General features: G+C 70.1%; 18 protein-coding genes. 13 read left to right on the top strand and 5 right to left on the bottom strand.

Annotation, left to right across the window (positions count from 1 at the left end; all coding sequences use genetic code 11):
- Nucleotides 1-13: 13 nt before the first annotated feature.
- From ACFOSH_RS40440 to ACFOSH_RS40420, 5 genes are all read left to right on the top strand, one after another.
- Nucleotides 14-1,015, top strand: coding sequence for a LacI family DNA-binding transcriptional regulator (locus ACFOSH_RS40440; protein ID WP_378246455.1), 1,002 nt, complete (start codon nt 14-16; stop codon nt 1,013-1,015).
- 176 nt (nt 1,016-1,191) lie between these two features.
- Nucleotides 1,192-2,571, top strand: a complete 1,380-nt coding sequence (locus ACFOSH_RS40435; RefSeq protein ID WP_378246453.1) for an ABC transporter substrate-binding protein — start codon at nt 1,192-1,194, stop codon at nt 2,569-2,571.
- Nucleotides 2,549-3,523, top strand: a complete 975-nt coding sequence (locus ACFOSH_RS40430; RefSeq protein ID WP_378246451.1) for a carbohydrate ABC transporter permease — start codon at nt 2,549-2,551, stop codon at nt 3,521-3,523. The genes ACFOSH_RS40435 and ACFOSH_RS40430 overlap by 23 nt, the downstream gene beginning before the upstream one ends.
- On the top strand, nt 3,520-4,389 hold the full coding sequence (locus ACFOSH_RS40425) for a carbohydrate ABC transporter permease (protein ID WP_378246449.1): 870 nt from the start codon (nt 3,520-3,522) through the stop codon (nt 4,387-4,389). The genes ACFOSH_RS40430 and ACFOSH_RS40425 overlap by 4 nt, the downstream gene beginning before the upstream one ends.
- Nucleotides 4,390-4,409: 20 nt before the next feature.
- Complete coding sequence (locus ACFOSH_RS40420) at nt 4,410-6,026, top strand: glycoside hydrolase family 13 protein (protein WP_378246447.1); 1,617 nt, start codon at nt 4,410-4,412, stop codon at nt 6,024-6,026.
- On the opposite strand, the gene ACFOSH_RS40415 is transcribed toward ACFOSH_RS40420, so the two are convergent.
- Nucleotides 6,027-7,601, bottom strand: a complete 1,575-nt coding sequence (locus ACFOSH_RS40415) for a BTAD domain-containing putative transcriptional regulator (protein WP_378246445.1) — start codon at nt 7,599-7,601, stop codon at nt 6,027-6,029.
- Nucleotides 7,602-7,843: 242 nt separating this feature from the next.
- On the opposite strand from ACFOSH_RS40415, the gene ACFOSH_RS40410 reads away from it, so the two are divergent.
- The gene (locus ACFOSH_RS40410; RefSeq protein ID WP_378246443.1) at nt 7,844-8,125 is read left to right on the top strand and encodes an OsmC family protein; all 282 of its coding nucleotides are present in this window, start codon (nt 7,844-7,846) and stop codon (nt 8,123-8,125) included.
- Here the strand turns inward: ACFOSH_RS40410 and ACFOSH_RS40405 are convergent.
- Nucleotides 8,106-10,808 (bottom strand): helix-turn-helix transcriptional regulator, encoded by a 2,703-nt coding sequence (locus ACFOSH_RS40405; RefSeq protein ID WP_378246441.1) that lies wholly within the window; start codon nt 10,806-10,808, stop codon nt 8,106-8,108. The genes ACFOSH_RS40410 and ACFOSH_RS40405 overlap by 20 nt on opposite strands.
- 166 nt (nt 10,809-10,974) lie before the next feature.
- On the opposite strand from ACFOSH_RS40405, the gene ACFOSH_RS40400 reads away from it, so the two are divergent.
- The 4 genes from ACFOSH_RS40400 to ACFOSH_RS40385 all read left to right on the top strand — a co-directional run bounded on the left by ACFOSH_RS40400 (nt 10,975) and on the right by ACFOSH_RS40385 (nt 15,879).
- The gene (locus ACFOSH_RS40400) at nt 10,975-12,558 is read left to right on the top strand and encodes a tannase/feruloyl esterase family alpha/beta hydrolase (RefSeq protein ID WP_378246439.1); all 1,584 of its coding nucleotides are present in this window, start codon (nt 10,975-10,977) and stop codon (nt 12,556-12,558) included.
- A gap of 353 nt (nt 12,559-12,911) precedes the next feature.
- Nucleotides 12,912-14,255, top strand: a complete 1,344-nt coding sequence (locus ACFOSH_RS40395) for an alpha-lytic protease prodomain-containing protein (protein WP_378246437.1) — start codon at nt 12,912-12,914, stop codon at nt 14,253-14,255.
- The gene (locus tag ACFOSH_RS40390; protein ID WP_378246435.1) at nt 14,240-14,881 is read left to right on the top strand and encodes a sigma-70 family RNA polymerase sigma factor; all 642 of its coding nucleotides are present in this window, start codon (nt 14,240-14,242) and stop codon (nt 14,879-14,881) included. The genes ACFOSH_RS40395 and ACFOSH_RS40390 overlap by 16 nt, the downstream gene beginning before the upstream one ends.
- 41 nt (nt 14,882-14,922) lie before the next feature.
- On the top strand, nt 14,923-15,879 hold the full coding sequence (locus ACFOSH_RS40385; RefSeq protein WP_378246433.1) for a LysR family transcriptional regulator: 957 nt from the start codon (nt 14,923-14,925) through the stop codon (nt 15,877-15,879).
- On the opposite strand, the gene ACFOSH_RS40380 is transcribed toward ACFOSH_RS40385, so the two are convergent.
- Nucleotides 15,760-16,866, bottom strand: a complete 1,107-nt coding sequence (locus tag ACFOSH_RS40380) for a LysR family transcriptional regulator (RefSeq protein ID WP_378246431.1) — start codon at nt 16,864-16,866, stop codon at nt 15,760-15,762. The genes ACFOSH_RS40385 and ACFOSH_RS40380 overlap by 120 nt on opposite strands.
- Before the next feature lie 96 nt (nt 16,867-16,962).
- Here ACFOSH_RS40380 and ACFOSH_RS40375 point away from each other — a divergent pair, with 96 nt between their 5' ends.
- Complete coding sequence (locus ACFOSH_RS40375) at nt 16,963-17,730, top strand: S1 family peptidase (protein WP_378246429.1); 768 nt, start codon at nt 16,963-16,965, stop codon at nt 17,728-17,730.
- Between the two features lie 84 nt (nt 17,731-17,814).
- Here ACFOSH_RS40375 and ACFOSH_RS40370 read toward each other — a convergent pair whose 3' ends face one another.
- Entirely contained in the window at nt 17,815-18,060 is a 246-nt protein-coding gene (locus tag ACFOSH_RS40370; RefSeq protein WP_378246427.1) for a hypothetical protein, read from the bottom strand.
- 157 nt (nt 18,061-18,217) lie between these two features.
- On the opposite strand from ACFOSH_RS40370, the gene ACFOSH_RS40365 reads away from it, so the two are divergent.
- Both ACFOSH_RS40365 and ACFOSH_RS40360 read left to right on the top strand, forming a co-directional pair.
- The gene (locus tag ACFOSH_RS40365; protein ID WP_378246426.1) at nt 18,218-18,703 is read left to right on the top strand and encodes a DUF6130 family protein; all 486 of its coding nucleotides are present in this window, start codon (nt 18,218-18,220) and stop codon (nt 18,701-18,703) included.
- Between the two features lie 21 nt (nt 18,704-18,724).
- Nucleotides 18,725-18,970, top strand: coding sequence for an acyl-CoA thioesterase (locus tag ACFOSH_RS40360; RefSeq protein ID WP_378246529.1), 246 nt, complete (start codon nt 18,725-18,727; stop codon nt 18,968-18,970).
- Between the two features lie 147 nt (nt 18,971-19,117).
- Here ACFOSH_RS40360 and ACFOSH_RS40355 read toward each other — a convergent pair whose 3' ends face one another.
- Nucleotides 19,118-19,339: an alpha/beta fold hydrolase gene (locus tag ACFOSH_RS40355; RefSeq protein WP_378246424.1), complete on the bottom strand. Its 222-nt coding sequence runs from the start codon at nt 19,337-19,339 to the stop codon at nt 19,118-19,120.
- Nucleotides 19,340-19,346 lie beyond the last annotated feature (7 nt).

Genomic DNA, 19,346 nt, shown 5'->3' with positions numbered 1-19,346 from the left:
TAAAGTTTCACCCATGACGCGTCGTCTTGCCGAAGTAGCCCTCAAGGTCGGGGTCAGCGAAGCCACGGTCAGCCGGGTGCTCAACGGCCGGTCCGGGGTCTCCGCGAGCACCCGGGCCGCCGTCCTCACCGCGCTGGACGTGATGGGGTACGAACGACCGACCCAGCTGCGCGGCGACCGTGCCCGCCTGGTCGGCCTGGTCCTCCCCGAACTGCAAAACCCCATCTTCCCCGCGCTGGCCGAGATCATGGGCAACGCGCTGGCCCAGCAGGGTTTCACCCCGGTGCTGTGCACGCGGACCGCGGGCGGTGTCTCCGAGGCAGAGTACGTCGAACTGCTTCTCCAGCAGCAGGTTTCCGGCGTTGTGTTCGCCGGCGGGCTGTACGCCCAGGCCGACGCGGTGCACTCCCACTACCACCATCTCGCCGAGCGCCGCCTGCCGACGGTGCTGATCAACGCCGCCGTCGACCACCTCGGACTGCCGCAGATCTCGTGCGACGACGCTGTCGCCGTCGAGCAGGTCGTCGGGCATCTGAGCTCGCTCGGGCACGAGAAGATCGGCCTCGTCCTCGGCCCGACCGACCACGTGCCGTCCCAGCGCAAACTCGAGGCTTTCCGCGCCTACGCGGGGAAACTCGGGCTCCCCGTCCTGGAAGAACTCATCGAGCACGGCATGTTCTCCATCGAAGGCGGTCACGCGGCCGCGGCCCGCCTGTACCCGCGCGGCGCGACGGCCGTCCTGTGCGCGAGCGACCTCCTGGCCCTGGGCGCGATCCGCGCGGCCCGGCGGCAGGGACTGTCGGTGCCCGACGACATCTCAGTGGTCGGCTACGACGATTCGGCGCTGATGAACTGCACCGACCCGCCGCTGACCACGACCCGCCAGCCGATCGAGGCGATGGGCCGCGCCGTGGTGGAACTGCTGGTCAAGCGCATAAACGGCGGCGAGGTGGCGGCCGAGGAGCTGCTGTTCGCACCCGAACTCGTCGTCCGGGGCTCCACCGCCCGCCGGTAACCCGCTTTCCAAGAGCAGGCGCCTTCCCTTCCGGGAGGGCGCCTGCTTCGCGTTCAGCGACACACTCTGTCGCAAAGTTGCACGTTCTCATCCAGTTATTGCGTCACTCCGGGGCTTCACTTTAGAGTGACCGCAATCACGTGACAGCCGTCGCGATCCCGAGATGAGGCTTGAAGATGAGCAGCACTTGGTCCCCCACCGTGCGCCGCCGGATGTTCTGCCTGCTCGCCGCGGGCGGGCTCGTTCTGGGAGTGGCCGCCTGCGGTTCCGGCTCCGGTGAAGGCACCGGAGCCGGGGGCAAGGTCAAGATCACCGTCACCGGCCAGCCCCCGACCAGCCAACCGTTCGAGCGCAGCGTGTTCGACGCCGACGTCAAGGAGTTCGAGGAGACCCATCCCGGCATCGACATCGAGCCGCACGAAGGGTTCATGGACCCGAAGACGTTCTCCGCCAAGCTCGCCGGCGGGCAGCTCGAAGACGTCTACTACGTCTACTTCACCGACCCGGCGCAGATCATCTCGCGCCGCCAGGCCGCCGACATCACCGAAGCGGCGAAGAGCCTGAAGAATTTCAACGACATCAGGCCGGAGTTACTGGACAACTTCCGGGGTGCCGACGGCAAGCTCTACGGCCTGCCGACGATGAACTACAGCATGGGCCTGCTCTACAGCCGCCCGCTGTTCCAGAAGGCCGGGCTGGACCCGAACAAACCGCCGCAGACGTGGGACGAGGTCCGCGAAGCAGCGAAGAAGATCGCCGCGCTGGGCAACGGCACCGTCGGGTACGCCGACTACAGCAAGAACAACCAGGGCGGCTGGCATCTGACCGGCTGGCTCTACTCCATGGGCAGCGAGGTCGCCCGCAAGGATGGCGACAAGTGGGTCGCGGCCTTCGACAACGACAAGGCCAAGGCCGCCCTGAACCAGCTGCGCGCCATGCGGTGGGACGACGACACCATGGGCAGCAAGCAGCTGCTCGAAGCCCAGGACGTGCAGCGCATGATGGGCGCGGGCCGGCTCGGCATGTACATGGCCGCCCCGGACAACGTCCTGGTGCTGGTCAAGCAGTTCAACGGCAAGTACGAAGACTACGGCGTCGCCGGGATGCCGGGCGGCCAGGGCACCCTGCTCGGCGGCGAGGGGTACATGATCAACCCCAAGGCCTCGCCGGAGAAGGTCAAGGCGGGCCTGGAATGGGTCCGCTGGAAGTACCTCAACCCGGAGCGCTTCGAGAAGCACGTCCAGCAGTACGTCGACGGCAAGCAGCCGGTCGGGCTGCCGGCCGAGCCGACGCCGGACATCTGGCAGGGCGCCGTCCGCGATCAGCAGCTCGCGCTGAAGAGCAAGCACGCCAACGTCCCCGCCGAGAACTTCCAGTCCTATGTGGACGCTAGTTCGCGGATCAAGGGCAGCATCGAACCGCCGAACGCGCAGCAGGTGTACGCCGTTCTCGACAGCGTGATGCAGGCGGCGCTCACCGATCGGAACGCGAACATCGATCAGCAGCTGTCGTCGGCCGAGTCGAAGGTCAACAGTGTCCTCTCACAGGTCAAGTAGCGTCCTCGACTGGCCCGCGACGGTGTCGTCGCGGGCCCGTCGGCCGGTCGCGTCCGCGGCGGACCGCCGCCGGACCCGCTTGCGCCGCAAGCTCAAGGAGAACCTCACCGCGTACGGCCTGCTGTGCGCCGCGCTCGTGGTGTTCGCGCTGTTCTCCTGGTACCCGATCGTGCGCGGGGTGCTGCTGAGCTTCCAGCAGGTCGACTTCGTCAACCCGCCGACGTGGGTGGGGTTCGACAACTTCACCCGCCTGTTCGAAGACCCGCTGTTCGGTGTCGCCTGGCGCAACACCCTGCTGTTCACCGGGCTCGCACTGGTCTTCGGGTTCGTGGTGCCGTTCCTGACCGCGGTCCTGCTCAACGAACTGCGGCACGCCAAGGCGTTCTTCCGGCTCGCGGTCTACCTGCCGGTGATGCTGCCGCCGGTGGTCACCGCCCTGATGTGGAAGTGGTTCTACGACCCGGGCTCCGGGCTGTTCAACTCCGCGCTCGGCGCCGTCGGCCTGTCCGGCGGCCAGTGGCTCGACTCCAGCGACACCTCGATGTTGTCGCTGGTGTTCGTCTCCACGTGGGCGAACATGGGCAGCACCACGCTGATCTACCTCGCCGCGCTCGGCACGATCCCCGGCGAGCTCTACGAAGCCGCGGAGCTCGACGGCGCCGGGCTGTGGAAGCGCCTGATCCATGTCACGCTGCCGCAGACGCGGTTCGTGCTGCTGGTGCTCCTGCTGCTGCAGGTCGTCGCGACGATGCAGGTGTTCACCGAGCCGTACGTGATGACCGGCGGCGGGCCGGACGACTCCACCGTCACCGTGCTCCTGCTGCTCTACCGCTATGCCTTCGTCTACAACGACTTCGGTTCGGCGAGCGCGTTGAGCCTGTTGCTGTTCGTCGCGCTCGGGGTGTTCTCCGCGTTGTACGTGCGCCTGACCCGGAAGGCGGATCAGTCATGAGGACGCTCGTCTCCCCCGGCGCCCTGCGCAGTCCCGGCGGCAAGATCGGGTACGCCGTCATCTTCGGCTGCACCCTGCTCCTGTTCGTCATCGCGTTCCTGTTCCCGCTGTACTGGGCGGTGACGGGCGCGATGAAGTCACCGCAGGAGCTCGTGCAGACACCCGCGACGTTCATTCCGAACGAGTGGCATCCGGAGACCTTCGCCGACGCTTGGGATCAGCTGAGTCTCGGCAAGTACTTCCTCAACACGGTCATCGTCGCCGGAGGCGCCTGGCTGGCCCAGCTGGCCATCGACGTCCCCGCGGCGTTCGCGTTGTCGAAACTGCGGCCGAAATTCGGCAACGTCGTGCTGGGACTCATGCTGGTGACGCTGATGCTGCCGGCGGCGGCGCTGCTGGTGCCGACCTACGTGACGATCACCGATCTGCCGCTGCTGCACGTCAACCTGGTCAACTCACCCGCGGCGGTCTGGCTGCCCGCCGCGGCGAACGCGTTCAACATCTATCTGCTGAAACGGTTCTTCGACCAGATCCCGGACGAGCTGATCGAAGCCGCGCGGCTCGACGGCGCCGGGCCGGTGCGCACGCTGTGGCGCATCATCCTGCCGATCTCGCGGCCGATCCTGGCCGTGGTCTCGATCCTCGCGGTGGTGGCCGCGTGGAAGGACTTCATCTGGCCGCTGCTGGTGTTCCCGGACACCGGAAAGCAGACGCTGTCGGTGATGCTGCAGCGAGTGGCCATCGACATGCCGCTGAACGTGCTGGTCGCCGGCATGGTGCTGGCCGGCCTGCCGATGGTGGCGCTGTTCCTGGCGTTCCAGCGGCACATCCTGGCCGGGCTCACCGCAGGCAGCGTCAAAGGCTGACTCTCGGGTTTCCGCAAACGATGGGGAGGGCATTTTCCGTGACCGCATTGGGGCAGTCCGCCGGATGGTGGCGGAGCGCGGCCATCTACCAGGTCTACATCCGCAGTTTCGCCGACGGGAACGGCGACGGCGTCGGCGATCTCGCCGGGGTCCGCGCGCGGCTGGACTACCTGGCCGATCTGGGGATCGACGCGATCTGGTTCACCCCGTGGTATCCGTCGCCGATGGACGACGGCGGCTACGACGTCGCCGACTTCCGGGAGATCGACCCGCTCTTCGGCACGCTCGCCGAGGCGGAGGAGCTGATCGCCGCGGCCCACGCCAAAGGTATCCGCGTGATCATCGACATCGTGCCGAACCACTGTTCCGACGAGCACCGGTGGTTCGCCGACGCGCTCGCGGCGGAACCGGGATCGCCTGAGCGGCAACGGTTCTGGTTCCGGCCGGGCCGGGGGCCGGACGGCTCCGAACCGCCGAACAACTGGAAGTCGCGCTTCGGCGGCTCAGCGTGGACGCGGGTCCCCGACGGCGAGTGGTTCCTGCATCTCTACAGCTCGCGCCAGCCGGACTTCAACTGGGACAACCAGGACATCCGTGCGGACTTCGAGGACGTCCTGCGGTTCTGGTTCGACCGCGGGGTCGACGGTTTCCGCATCGACGTCGCCGACGGACTGGTGAAGGATCCACGACTGCCCGACGTCGACCCCGGCGACGAAACGCCGTTCTCCGATCAGGAGGGGCTGCACGAGATCTACCGGTCGTGGCGCAAGATCGCCGACAGCTATCCGGGAGACCGGGTACTGGTCGGCGAAATGTGGCTGCCGGACCTGTCGCGGGCCGCACGGTACCTCCGCCGCGACGAGCTGCACGCGGCGTTCAACTTCGACTTCCTGGTGTGCCCCTGGGATTCCGCGCGCTTCCGGGAGGTCATCGAGCGGACGCTGGTGGCGCACGGGGAGGTCGACGCGCCCGCGGCCTGGGTCCTGTCGAACCACGATGTCACCCGGCACGTGACCCGGTACGGACGCGAAGGCGACACCGGCTTCGCGTTCGCCGACCGGCTGCACGGCACCCCTGTCGACCGGGAACTGGGCACTCGCCGGGCACGGGCGGCGGCCCTGCTGACCATGGCGCTGCCCGGCGGTCTGTATGTCTACCAAGGGGAAGAGCTCGGCTTGTGGGAGATCGAGGACATCCCCGACGAGCTCCGTCAGGATCCGGTGTGGGCCCGCACGAACGGCGCCGACCCCGGCCGGGACGGCTGCCGCGTCCCGCTCCCCTGGTCCGGTGACGCCCCGCCGTTCGGCTTCGGTACCGGCGGGACCTGGCTGCCCCAGCCCGCGGAATGGCGCTCCGGCACGGCGGAAGCGCAGGCGGCCGAACCGGCGTCGATGCTCCGGCTCTACCGTGCCGGTCTGCGTCTGCGGGACGGACTTCCCGCGCTCGGCCCGGGAGAACTGGAGTGGCTGTCACTGGGCGACGGCGTCCTCGCGTTCACCCGGGAACCGGGGTTCATCTTCGTGCTGAACTTCGCCGACGCGCCGGTGCCGCTGCCGCCTCATCGCGAGGTGCTGATGGCCAGTGGTCCTGTCGACGGTGAGCTCCCGACGGACACGGCGGTGTGGCTGCGCACCTGATCACCGGCCGGTCGTGACCCGGCTGATCCGGCCGCGCATCCGTGCGCGGCCCGTCGGGTCACGCCACCGGAGATGCCTGTCGAGCACCTCGCGGAGCACGCCGCCGAGAACCAGGCCCTCGGCGGCGGCTTCGACGCAGGGGTGGTCGCGGAGCCAGTCGAACAGCTCCGACGACCGCCCTCCCGGCAGCACGGACCGGAGCAGGTCTTCGGTGGTGTGGCTTGCCTGTGCGCAGACGTACAGCGCCCACCGATGTGCCTCCGACGGCGGATTTCCCGCCAGATGCGCGTAGACGGTGTCGATCACGTAGCGCGCCGCGTCCGCTCGCGGTGACCTGCTGACCTCGGCGGCCAGAGAGAGCGCGAACGGATTGCCCACCGCGAAGTCCACAATGGACATCCGGAGGTCCGGTTCGACGTCGCGTGCTTCCAGCAGTTCCACGGATTCGTTTTCGCTCAAGGCTTCGAGCCTTCGGAGCCTGATCCTCCTCGACCAGGCCGGATCGACGAGCAGCATGGCGTCCGGACCGTTCCGGCCCGCGATCACGACAGTGGCGCCTTCGGGCAGGCGGCGGAAGACTTCCGCCGGCTCGGCGAGGTCTTCGAACGCGTCGACCAGCCGTACGGGCTTGCCCATGGCGGCCGCGTCGTCGGCGAACTTCCGCAGCAGTGTCGACTTCCCGATACCGGGGGCGCCGGTGAAGAACAGGACCTCCACGCCCTTGGCGGGGTCTCTCGCCAGCAACCGCCGGAATTCGGCGCGTTCGCGTTCCCTGCCGACGAACAGCGAGTCCGATTCTCGGAGTACGGGCGTCTGCTCGTCCTCGGCGCGAAGCACCTTCTCGTGCAGCGCCCGCAGTTTCGGCCCCGGACGGACCCCGAGCTCTTCGTCGAACAGGTCGTGGATCGACCGGTAGAGCTCGAGTGCCTCGGCCCGCCGCCCGCCACGATGGAGGGCGAGGAGGTAGATCTCGTACAGCGGTTCTTCGAGGCGGTTCCGTTCGATGAGCAGGGGGATCTCGGCCACCACCTCGTCGTGCTCCCCGAGTTCCAGGCGCAGCCGGAGCAGCTCCTGGGTGGCGGTCAGCTTCAGCCGTTCCAGCCGCGAGCGCTCGTGCTCGGCCGCTTCGCCGGGGACGCCGGCCAGCGCCGTGCCGGTCCAGAGACCGAGTGCCCGTTCCAGCAGCTTCGCCGCCGCATCGACGGTGCGCGCCTGACGCGCGCTCTCGATCAGCCCGGCGAATTCGACGGCGTCCACTTCGAAGGAATCCGGATCCAGCCGGTAGCCGCCGGACCGCGAGATGATCGCCGATCCCAGCCCTTGCAAGGAGAGAAGCCGTCGAAGGCGGGAGATGTAGGTCCGGATGACCGCCTCGCCGGTCGCGGGAGCCCGCTCGCCCCAGAGTCCGTCGATCAGCTCGCCGGTCCGGACGAAGCTGCCCGCGTTGGCCAGCAACAGCGTCAAGACGGCCTGCTGCTGCGGCGAGCCGAGGTCCAGCCGGGTGCCGCCACTGGTGAATCCGGGCGGGCCGAGCACGGTGAAGCGGTACCGGACTTCCTGCGGCAGGGAGGACATGAGCGGAAAGGTAGGCGGGCCCGGGCGGCCGCCGCGACCGTCGGACGACGTCGTCGGCGTACGTCGTCCGCCCATGACGTACAGGAATGACGTCGTCCGACGGGTGCCGCGGCCCCGGTCGGATTCCTACGGTTGCGGCATGTCTGAAACCACGTACACCGCCGTCGCCACTTCGACCGCGGAAGGCCGCAACGGCGGCCGGGCGACCTCCGACGACGGCGTGCTCGACGTCGGGCCTCGCCGTGCCGAAGTCCTTCGGTGGCGCCGGCGACGGCACGAATCCCGAGCAGCTGTTCGCCGCGGGCTGGGCGTCCTGCTTCGTCGGCGCCGTCCGCGGCGTCGCGGGCGTCAAGAAGGTGGCCCTGAACGACCTCGCGGTGGTCGCCGAGGTGACTCTGCACCACGACACCGCCGCGGGCGAGTTCCAACATCGAGGTCACGCTGGACGCGACCGTCGCCTGACGCCTCGTGAGTGGCAAGTGGGGTTAGAACGACACTTGCCACTCACGACCCGCTTTGCTTGAGCGCTCCCGCGAGTTCCGCGCGCGCACTCACCCCGAGTTTCGGGAAGATCCGGTGCAGATGTGTCCCCACCGTCCGGTGGGACAGGTAGAGCCGCTGCCCGATCTCCCGGTTCGTCAGTCCCTCCGCGGCCAGTTGCACGATGCTCAGCTCGTGCGGGGTCAGCTTCTCGCGCGCGTCCGGGCCGCGGTGGGGGCTGGACTCCCCCGCGCTCCGCAGTTCCCGGCGCGCGCGTTCGGCCCACGCGGTCATGCCGAGCGCGTCGAACGTCTCCCGCGCGATGCGCAGATGCGCCCGCGAGTCCACGGCGCGCCGCTGCCGCCGCAGCCATTCGCCGTAGGCCAGGTGCAGTCGCCCGCGTTCGGCGGGCCAGCCGTCCGGCCCCGCTCCCAACGCGGTCTCGAACAGTTCGCCGCTCGGGTCGAGCACCGCGCGGGCGTAGCGCAGTCCGAGGTGCAAGGCGGGCGCCGGGGTCGACAGGGCCAGCCGCTCCATCTCCTCGACGATCTCGCGCAGGGCTTCGACCTGGCCCGCCCGGATCGCGACCTCGGCGAGGTCCGCGACGAAGTAGACGCGCAGCGCCAGCTGGAATGCGGGATCGGCGGGGTCGAACAGGCGCCGCAGGTCGGCGAACGCGTCGTCGAAGCGGCCCTCGCTCGACGCCGTGATCCCCCGCGCGAGCTGCACTGTCGCCAGCACCGGCCGGGCGCCCGCGGCCAGTCCGGTCCGTTCGGCCTCGTCGGCCAGCGCCTTCGCCTGTTTGTGCTCGCCCCGCAGCGCGGCGATCTCGGCCTGGACCGCGGTGGCGAGGCCGTACATGAACGGCTGCCCGGTCTCCTTGGCGAATTTCGCCGCCTCCGCCGCGACCGGGACGGCCGCGGCGAGGTCGCCGAGCCGGACCCGGCTCCACGCCTGGACAGCCAGTGCCCGTGGCAGCAACCCGAGCCTGCCTTGCGCGCGCAGTCCCGGTGCCGCGGCGGCCGAGAACCGGGCGGCCAGTTCGACCGCGCCGACCTGCAACGACGCGCTGCCGAGAAACCGGTCGACCTCGGGATCGGCTCCAGTGGTGGCTGCGAGGCCTCGCAGCTCGCCGAGCACGGACTCGGCCCGTTCGAACGGCGCCACGTAGGCGGCGACGGCGACCAGACGCGGGTCCGAGTTCTCGACCGGGAGACCGTCCGCGACGGCCAGCAGCGTCCGCCTCGTGTCCGAGCCGGGTTCGGCCCAGAAGCAGCGCATGGCGGCACCCCACAGGACGCGCATCGCCGGATCCGGGTGCCCCTCTTCCGCGACCGACTCGGCCAGCCGTGCCAATTCCGCGACCCGGGAGAGATCCTCGCGGACACCGTCTTCGAACCCGCTGAGCAGCCAGCTCGCCGTCGATCGTTGCCGTGGCGTGAGCGCTCCCGCGCGTGCGTCCCGGACGAGGCGTTCCGCCGTCTCTCGTCCGCCGGACTCGACGGCCAGCTCGGCCGCGCGCAGCAACCGGTCCGCCCGCCGCTCCGGATCGGCGCTCAACCGGGCCGCCTGTTCCAGCGCGGCGACGGCGGCCGTCACCCCGCCGCGGTGCCGGGCACGGTCGGCGGCGTTCTCCAGCTCGGCGGCCACGTCTTCGTCCGCGCCGGTCGCCGCGGCCGCCTGGTGCCAGGCTCGGCGGTCCGGTTGCTCGCGCACGGTCTCGGCCAGGCTCAGGTGAGCCCGCCGCCGCTCCTCGAACGACACAGACGCGGGGATCGCCGAGCGCATCAGCGGGTGCCGGAACGAAACGGTCCGGGGTTCGAGGTCGATCAACCGGGCCTCGACGGCGGGCGCCAGAGCCGACGGCTCGACGTCTTCGCCCAGCAACGCGGCCGCCGCCGCGAGGGTCTCGGTGAGCGAACCGGTCTCGTTGAGCGCGGCCACCAGCAACGTCGTGCGAACCGGTTCCGGCAAGGCGGTGAACCGGGCGCCGAACGTGCGCTCGAGCCGTTCGGTCAGCGGCAGCACGGGATCGGGCCCCTCGGTCACGGCCGACGGCAGCTCGGTCAGGGCCAGCGGATTCCCGGCGGCCTCGGCGAGCAGCCGGGACCGGACCGGGGAAGTGAGCCGGGGAGCGACGGAGTCGAGCAGCTCGGCCGCGACATCGCCGGGCAGCCGTTCGAGGTCCATTGAGGACAGTCCCGCGTCGCGCAGCGGTGACGGCTCCCCGTCCCGGACGGTCGCGATCAGGACGATCGGTTCGGTGTCGATCCGCCTCGCCACGAACGCGAGGACGTCGGCGCTCTCCCGGTCCATCCAGTGGACGTCTTCGGCGACGATCAGCAACGGTTTGGCCGCCGCCTCCTCCGAAAGCAGCGTCAGCGCGGCGAGTCCGACGAAGTAGGGGTTGGGCTCCGCCGCCTCGGCGAGCCCCAGCGCCGTCCAGAGCGCGGACCGCTGTGGCGCGGGCAGGGTGTCCGCGCCGGCCCGCACCGGATGGAGCAGCTGGTGCAGGGCCGCGTAGGCGAAGTTCCGTTCGGCCTCGACACCGGTCGTGCGCAGCAGCCGCAGCCCTCCGACAGTCGCCGCGGCGACGGCCTCGGCCACGACGGCGGACTTGCCGATGCCGGGTTCTCCCTGGATGAGGACGCCTCCGCAGTTCGCAGCAGGCCCGTCGACGAGCTCGCCCAGGTCCTTCAGCTCGGCTTCCCGTCCGAAAAGCGGCATGGTGCGGCATTCCTCCCCCAGGCCGATCGGCCCGCCCAGCCGACGATACCCAAACGGTCCAGTTAGGACGTACCCGCGACGTCCACAGGATGTAGACGGCGTGTCGACACGATCGGCCTAGCTTCGGTCCCAGGCTGTTCTTTCGGATGACCGACAAAGGAAAGTGATGAGACGCAAGAAGATGTTCCTGGCGGCGGCACCCTTGGCCGTTTTGCTGCCGCTGGTGCTGACCTCGGTCACGCAGACGGCGCCCGCGGAGGCGGCGACGTCGCCGTCGTCGTGCGCGGCGGTCCCCGTGCCGGCGCCCGCGGGCGCGCGGATCGAGGCGGTGGAAGCGGCCCGGAAACCGGGCGGGACCGTCACGTTCCCGCCCACCCCGTTCTCGGCGCCCGCCCCGATCACCGGCGTGCCCGCGTACTGCGAAATCACCGTCACGCTGACCCACGGGAAGGCGGGTGACCGCGTCAAGGTCGCCGTCGCGCTCCCTCAGACCGGATGGACGGGCAGGCTCCAGGCGGTCGGCGGCAGCGCCTACACCGCCGGTGACTTCGGCGCCCCGCTCGTCCAGGCGGTCAAGGACGGCTACAGCGGTGTGACGACCGACGCCGGTGTCCCCCTGACCTTCCTCGACACCTCGTGGGCGCTCACCCCCCAGGGCGAGATCGACAAACCGCTGGTGACGAACTTCGCGACCCGGTCCGTGCACGAGGCCGCTGTCATCGGGAAGGACGTGACCCAGAGGTTCTACCAGCGGGCCGTCGGCCACTCGTACTGGAACGGCTGCTCGACCGGTGGCCGTCAGGGCTACTCCGAAGCGCAGGAGTATCCCGAGGACTTCGACGGTGTCCTGGCGAACGCGCCCGCCGTGCACTGGGCGGAGTTCGCGGTCGCGACCCTCTGGCCGCGAGTCGTGATGAACCAGGAGAAGACCTTCCCCGCGACCTGTGTCTTCACCGCCTTCCAGCAGGCCGCGATCAAGGCCTGCGACGGCAGGGACGGGGTCACCGACGGCATCGTGGACCGGCCGGACGAATGCGGCTACGACCCGCGTTCCCTCATCGGCACGAAGGTCCTCTGCGGCGACAAAGAGGTCACCGTCACCGCGGCGGACGCCGAGGTCGTGCGCAAGATCTGGGCCGGGCCGACCGACGAGCACGGGCGACGGCTCTGGGCCGGTCTCCCCAAGGGCGCGGACTTCGGCCCGGTGACGACCGCTCCGGGGTTCCCGGTGGCCACGGGCTGGGTGCGGACGTTCCTGAAGAAGCAGCCCGGGTTCGACACCGAGAAGCTCACCTATCGCCAGTACGCCGAGCTGTTCCGCCAGTCGGTGCGGGAGTACGACGACGTCATCGGCACCTCGGATCCCGATCTGTCGGACTTCCGCCGGGCGGGTGGCAAGCTGATCACCTTCGTCGGCACAGACGACCAGCTGATCCCGCCGGGCGGCACGCTCCAGTACCGCCGCGAGGTGGAGCGGGAGCTGGGCGGCCCGAGGCGGGTCGACGACTTCTACCGGCTGTTCCTCGCGCCGGGTGTCGCGCACTGCTTCGGCGGCGCGGGCGCCGCACCGACGAACGCGCTGGGCGCGCTCGTCGACTGGGTCGAACACGGCAAGGCACCGGCGACCCTGCCCGCGGCGAACAGCGACCAGACCCTCGCCCGCGATCTCTGCCCGTATCCGCAGGTCTCGCGGTACCGGGGCCACGGTGATCCCGCGGTGGCCGCGAGCTACCGCTGCACGGCTCGCTGAGGTCCTCCCCACCTGTGCCCGTCGTGCCGGCGCCCCCTCCGGTACGACGGGCACTTCCTCATTCTGTGAGAAGTTCCGGGGATCCCTTTGCCATACCCCTCAAAAGTACGGTATTGACGACGAGGGACACCGCGACGAGCCGAATCGCGCGAATGTCCGAATCTTCTTTGGACGACGACAGAAACCGCTGCGCCACAACGGAATCACGTACTGGATCAGGACAACCGGCCGACATATCACCCAGCGCTCAAGCCGGGCGATATGACCCAAATGGTATGTACCAGTCGAGTGATGCGCCTCGTACGGTCGGGGACGAATCCCCCTCCCCCGCCCGTTTCGAGGAAAGCGTTGAGATGAACAGAAAGATCTTAGCCGCGACAGCAGCGGCCATAACCGGGGCAGGCTTGATCACCGCCATCGCCCTCACCCCCAGCGCGAGTGCCGGTCAGCAAGCCACCTCCGGTGACCAGGCGCAGTCCGAAATGCTGGCCGCGCTGTCCCGCGACCTGAAGATCAGCCCCGAGCAGGCGAAGCTCCGGCTCGCGGGCGAGCAGCGCGCCGCGATCGCCGACAGCACGCTGAAGAGGCAGCTCGGCACGTCGTACGCCGGGTCCTGGCTGGACGCCTCCGGGACCACGCTCACCGTGGCCGTCACCGACGCCGCCCAGGCCGACCTGGTGCGCGCCGCGGGCGCGACCGCGAAGACCGTCACCCGCAGCGCCGCCGACCTCGACTCGGCGAAACTACGGCTGGACGCCAAGTCCACGAAGGCACCGAAGACCGTGCCCGGCTGGTACACCGACGTCGTCACCAACTCCGTCGTCGTGCTGGCCAACGCCGGTGGCGAGGCCGCCGCGAAGTCCTGGGCCGCCGAATCCGGCGTGCAGGCCGATCTGGTCCGGATCGAGGCCAGCACCGAGCAGCCGCGCGCGCTGATCGACATCATCGGCGGCAACGCCTACACGTTCGGCTCGGGCCGCTGCTCCATCGGCTTCGCGGTCGACGGCGGGTTCGTGACCGCCGGCCACTGTGGCACCGCCGGGACCCGCACGTCGAACCCGAGCGGGAGCGTCGCCGGTTCGAGCTTCCCCGGCAACGACTACGCCTGGGTCCGCGCCGACGCGGGCAACACCCCGCGCGCGCTGGTCAACCGCTACCCGGGCACCGTGCCGGTGGCCGGTTCGACCGAAGCCGCGCTCAACGGCTCGGTCTGCCGTTCCGGTTCCACCACGGGCTGGCACTGCGGCACCATCCTGCAGAAGAACGCCTCGGTCACCTACCCCGAAGGCACCATCACCGGCCTGACCCGGACCAACGCCTGCGCCGAGCCCGGTGACTCCGGCGGTTCGTGGATCAGCGGCGACCAGGCGCAGGGCGTCACCTCCGGTGGCTCCGGCAACTGCAGCTCCGGCGGCACGACCTACTTCCAGCCGATCTCGGAGATCCTGAGCGTCTACGGCCTGCGGTTGACCGTCAGCGGCGGCCAGCCGACCAGCACCTCCAGGCCGACCACGACCACCACCCCGACCGGTCCGACGACGTCGAACCCGCCGGGCGGCACCTGGGCGCCGTACACCTACTACGGCTCCGGCGCGACAGCCACCTACGGCGGCAGCAACTACCGGGTGATCCAGCCGCACACCTCCATGCCCGGCTGGGAACCGCCGAACGTGCCCGCGCTTTGGGAACTCGCCTGACCTGGACCGCCCCCGGTGACCTCACTTCGCCGGGGGCGGTTCCGCCCCCTGACGACGGCGCGCTGACAGCGGATCTCGAATCCCTCGTCCCCCGCGCCAGCCGTGGCGACCCGGTGGCCACGAACGAGTTGATGAACATCGTCCAGCCGGTGGTCGCGAGCTACTGCCGGAGCCGGATGGGCGGGACCGACGTGCGGGTGGTCGCCGCCGAGGACGTCGCGCAGGAGACCTGCCTCGCCGTGCTCACCGCGCTTCCCACTGCCCGGGCCACCGGCGGTTCCTTCCTCACCGCCGTCCTCGGGATCGCCGCCCGGAAGGTCGCCGCCGCCTTCCGGCGGCGAGCGCGGGACAGATCCGAACCCACGCCCGACCCGCCCGACCGAACGGCACCCGAGCCCGACGAACCCGAATGGCACGCCCTCGCCGCCGACGGCCACGACCGGCTGACCCGGCTGATGAGCGCCCTGCCCGACATCCAGCGGGAGATCATCCGGCTGCGGATCACCGTCGGCATGTCGGCGCCCGAGACGGGCGCGGTCCTGCGGGTGAGCCCCGGTCTGGTCCGGGTCGCCCAGCACCGCGCCCTGCACAAACTCCGCACGATCATCAGCGAGGACGACCTGTGATCAGCCCCCTGATCGGACCCGGGGACGGCCATACTTGGCCGGTGGAAATCGACGTCCGGCATCTGCGCCTCCTCGACGCGATCGCGTCGGCGGGCAGCATCGCGAAGGCCGCGACCGCCCTCGGGCTCTCCCAGCCCGCGCTGAGCGCGCAGCTCCACCGGGTCGAGCGCGCACTGGAACGGACGGTGTTCGAACGGGACCGGCACGGCGTGCGGCCCACCGCGCTGGGCGAGGTGCTCCTGAACCACGCGCGGCGGGTCCTGGCCGCGGCGGACGATCTCGACCTGGCGATCCGCCGGTTCCACCGCGCGCCGTCCGAGGGCCTGCTCCGGATCGGCGCGCTTCCCACGGTCTTCGCCGAGACGTTGAGCGGCGTGGTCGCCGCGGCCGCCCCCGGCCGTCCGGTCGAGCTGCTCGCGATGACCAGCAGGACCGCGTTGTTCTCCGCGCTTCTCGACGGCACGGTGGAATTGGCACTGTACGTGGACCACCCCGGTCAGGAGATCGTCCCGCCGGACGGCGTCCACCTGCTCCCCGTCGGGACGGAGCCGGTCTTCGTGATCGTGTCCCCGGAGCATCCCGCCGCCGGGCTCGGTGAGGTGTCGCTGGCGGAGCTCGCCGGATCGGCCTGGCTGGCTGTGGCGGGCGGGGACGACGAGTTCCACGATCACCTGACGGACCAGTGCGCCAGGGCGGGCCTCGGCACGATCACCGTGCAGGAGCTGGAACCGATGGTGCTGCGGCAGACCGTCCGGCGTGATCCCCGCGCGGTGGCGCTGGCCCAGTCCCTCGACTCCGGGTCCACGCTGCCCGGTTCCGTGGTGGCCCTGCGGGGTGTACCGCTGCGGACCCGGCATCTCCTGCTGTGGCACGACGGCTCATCGGTCGACGTCCCCACTGTCCGCAGCGGCCTTGTGCACGCCATCGCCGAGCTGGCCGCGATCCGGCATCGCCTGCCGGAGTGGGCGGCGGCCAACCCCGGCTGGCTCGGCACCTGACCTCGCCTCTTCGAACGAGTCCACAGTGGTCGTCCATTGTGGATTGTCGGCGAGCCAGGCGCGGTACCGGTCCGGGATCTCCATGACGGCGTGTTGCGCCCGCACGAGTTCTTCCCACAGCACGCGGACGGCGTCGTCGGACAACGGCCCGCGCTCGTGCCAGTACAGCCGCGTCGTCATGCGCAGCGGGGTGCCGCGCAACGGGATGATCTCGATCCCGCCGCGGCGCCGGGCGGCGGGCACCATCGGCAGGACGGCCTCGCCCAGTTCGCACAGCTGGGCGCAGACACTCGCCGGCAGAGTACGGATCGCGGGGGTGAACCCGCTCGCCCGGCACACGCCGTCGAGGTAGCCGGTGAACTCCGTGTCGTCGAGGTCCGCGGTGTCGGCGACGCTCAGCCAGCGCTCGCCGGCCAGCTCCTCCAACGCGATCTCGGAGCGGCCCGCGAGGCGGTGATGCTCGGCGACGGCCACGAACAGCGGTTCCGTCGCGACCGTCGCCCGCCCGACCTCCGGCGGCGGATCGTGGACATGGCCCGGGAAGTCGACCACGACGAGCGCTTCGAGCCGATGGTCGGCGAGCAGGTCCAGCGCCGCCGGGACACTCAGGGCGCCCCGGACCTCGACGCCGGTGCACAGCATCCTCGGCACGGCCACGGCGAGGTTTCCCACCAGCTGCCCGGGGATGCCGCAGACCCGCACGGGATCGGGAAGCGTGCCGTACCGGTTTCTGTCCAAAGCGGACTCGAGCCGGGCCAGCTCGTCCAGCACACCGCGGGCGTGGCTCAGCACCAGCTCCCCCAGCGGCGTGATCCGCGCGCCGCTCCGGTCCCGGTGGAACAGCGGGCCGCCGGCGACGCGTTCCGCCCGGCGCAGGCACTCGGTGACGGTGGGCTGGGTCAGGCCGAGGACGGCCGCGGCGGCGGACAGCGTCCCCGTCTCGGCGATGGCGCGGACCACCCGCAGCTGCCGGAACCCCAGTTCCATAGACGAACGTTATACAAAGCCGGGAGTTCTCCGGAAGACCCGGCGCGGCGAAGGTGAACCGCACACATCCCCTTCAACGTCGAGGAGGACTCACCCATGAGACTGCGTACCCTGTTGCGCGCCGCCCTGATCCCGCTGGTCGCGGGCGCGGCGGCACTGTCCGTGTCGTCGCCGGTGGCCGCCGCCCAGGAACCCGGGCAGGTCGGCCCCGCCATCGTCGGCGGCGGACAGGCGTCCGGCGACTTCCCGTGGATCGCTTCGCTCCAGGTCAACGGCAGCCACGGCTGCGGTGGCTCGCTGATCTCCTCGCAGTGGGTGGTGACCGCGGCGCACTGCATCCCGCAGCAGGCACTGCGGCTGCGCATCGGTTCGAAGACCTGGCAGTCCGGCGGTGTCCTGACCTCGGCGTCGCGCATGATCAAACATCCGAACTACAGCGGGCAGGCCGGGCCGTACGACATCGCGCTGATCCGTCTCGCGCAGCCGGTGCAGAACGCCCCGATCCAGATCGCGGACAGCTCGCCCGCGGCCGGGACCGGGGTCACGCTGTACGGCTGGGGTCAGACCTGCCCGCAGCGCGGTTGTGAGCCGAGGCCGCCGTCGAACCTGAAGCAGCTCAACACCCGCATCGACCCGGACAGCCGTTGCCAGGGCATCCAGGGGCAGTCCGAGCTGTGCGTCTACAGCACGAACTACCAGACCGCCTGCTACGGCGACTCCGGCGGACCGCTGGTCGTCCAGGGCATGCTGGCCGGCGCCACGAGCCGCGCGGGCCACAACAGCCCGTCGTGCGGCACCGGCGACACGATCTACACCGATGTCGTCGCACACCGGCAGTGGATCGCCTCGGTGACCGGGGCGTGATCTTCGCGGCGCGGTGACCGGTGAGCCGCACCGGGAAGGGGAGCCGGGTGGGTGCCTAGCAGGGACGCCCACCCGGTTCCCCGTTCAGCGCTGGATACAGTCGAGCCCCAGCCCGAATCCGGTCATCACGTACTGACAGATATGGGTCGCGTGCACTTCGTCGGTCTCCAGGCAGCCCACCGGGACGCCCAACAGATCGACGGCACACGACGCGTAGAACTTGTTCGGGCTGCCGGGAACCGGGTCCGCGGAGGCCGGCGACGCGGCGATGGCACCCGCGGAGATCAAGAGTGCGACGGTGGCCGCCAAAGCGGCGAGGCGAGACTTCATCGTGTTCTCCTTTTCTTCCGCCCCTGCTCGTTGTCCCTGATATTCCCCGGATCGCCGTGGTTCACCTGCTGATCACCGGAAAGTGTCACGACGACGTACAGCGATGACGTCGCCCGACGGGCGCCGCGGTCCCGTCGCCCGACCTAGCGTGATTTCCATGCCCGCCCTTGGGAAATTCGCCCTCACCGCCACGCTGGCCACCGTCGTCTTGTCCGCCGCCTGCAGTGCTCCCCTGCCCGCCGCACCAGCATCCGCTCCCCCGGCCGCCGTCGCCGCCGACTGGTCACCCGCCCCCGTAGTGCCCTTGCCCTCTCAGCCGAAGCCTTCGCTGGTCGTGGACGCGCCCTTGCCCGAACAGCTCGCGATGGGCCTGGTCGTACTGCGCTACCGGGCGGAGAACCTCCGGATCGTCCCGGTGTACGGCCCCGCCGCCCTCGCCGTCTCGCCCCGGATCGGCCACATCCACGTGACCGTCGACGACGCGGCGTGGCACTGGGCGGACGGCAGCGGCGAACCGCTCATCATCCAGTCGCTGCCGCCGGGTCCGCACAAGGTGTGGATCGGCCTGGCCGACCCGACGCACAAGATCCTCGACGAGAAGACCGTGAACTTCGTCGTGACCGCCCAAAGCGGACACCACTGAGATGGCGACTTCGGTCCGGTACTGCTCGAAGCGCGGATCAACTACCTGAGCGAGGTCAGGTTCGGCGACGAGGTCACGATCTCCGTCGAGCCCGATTTCGGCTCCGGGAAGACCTGGCGCGTCCACCAGCGTTTCTTGCGCTCCGATGGTGTCCTCGCCGCGCGGATCGAGTCGACCTGGGGACTGCTCGACCACAAGACCCGGCGGCTGACCCAAGACCCGCAGCGCGCCATCACCACGCTGGCGACCGATCCCGGCCGCCTCTGAAACCCGGACCTTGCCCAAGGCGAGAGGTGTGTGGAACTAGAGACGTTGAGTGTCCCTATTTCCACACACCGGTCACGCTTGGTCACCTCGACCGCGATCTGGCCGACACCGCGCGGTATAGGGCGTTATACATTCGCATTCAGAGGACTAAACGCGGAGCCGTTCGAACGGACGGTCACGCACCATCGCCCCGAGCGAGTACTTCTCCGCGTGGGCGCTGTCGCCGTGTCCTGGCAGGTCGACAGCCACGACACGGCGACCCAGGCGACCGGCGAAAGCGTCCCAAGTGCCGGATTCGCTGCCCAAGGCGGGCAGCAGGGCCACGGGTACGCCGGTCCGGGGACCGATCTCTCGGAAGGCGAGCGTCACCTCGCCA

This window comes from Amycolatopsis speibonae (assembly GCF_042647925.1).
In the GTDB taxonomy this organism is placed as follows: Bacteria; Actinomycetota; Actinomycetes; order Mycobacteriales; family Pseudonocardiaceae; genus Amycolatopsis; species Amycolatopsis speibonae.
The sequence above is the reverse complement of the archived record's forward strand: the minus strand, read 5'-3'. Positions and strand labels throughout refer to the sequence as shown.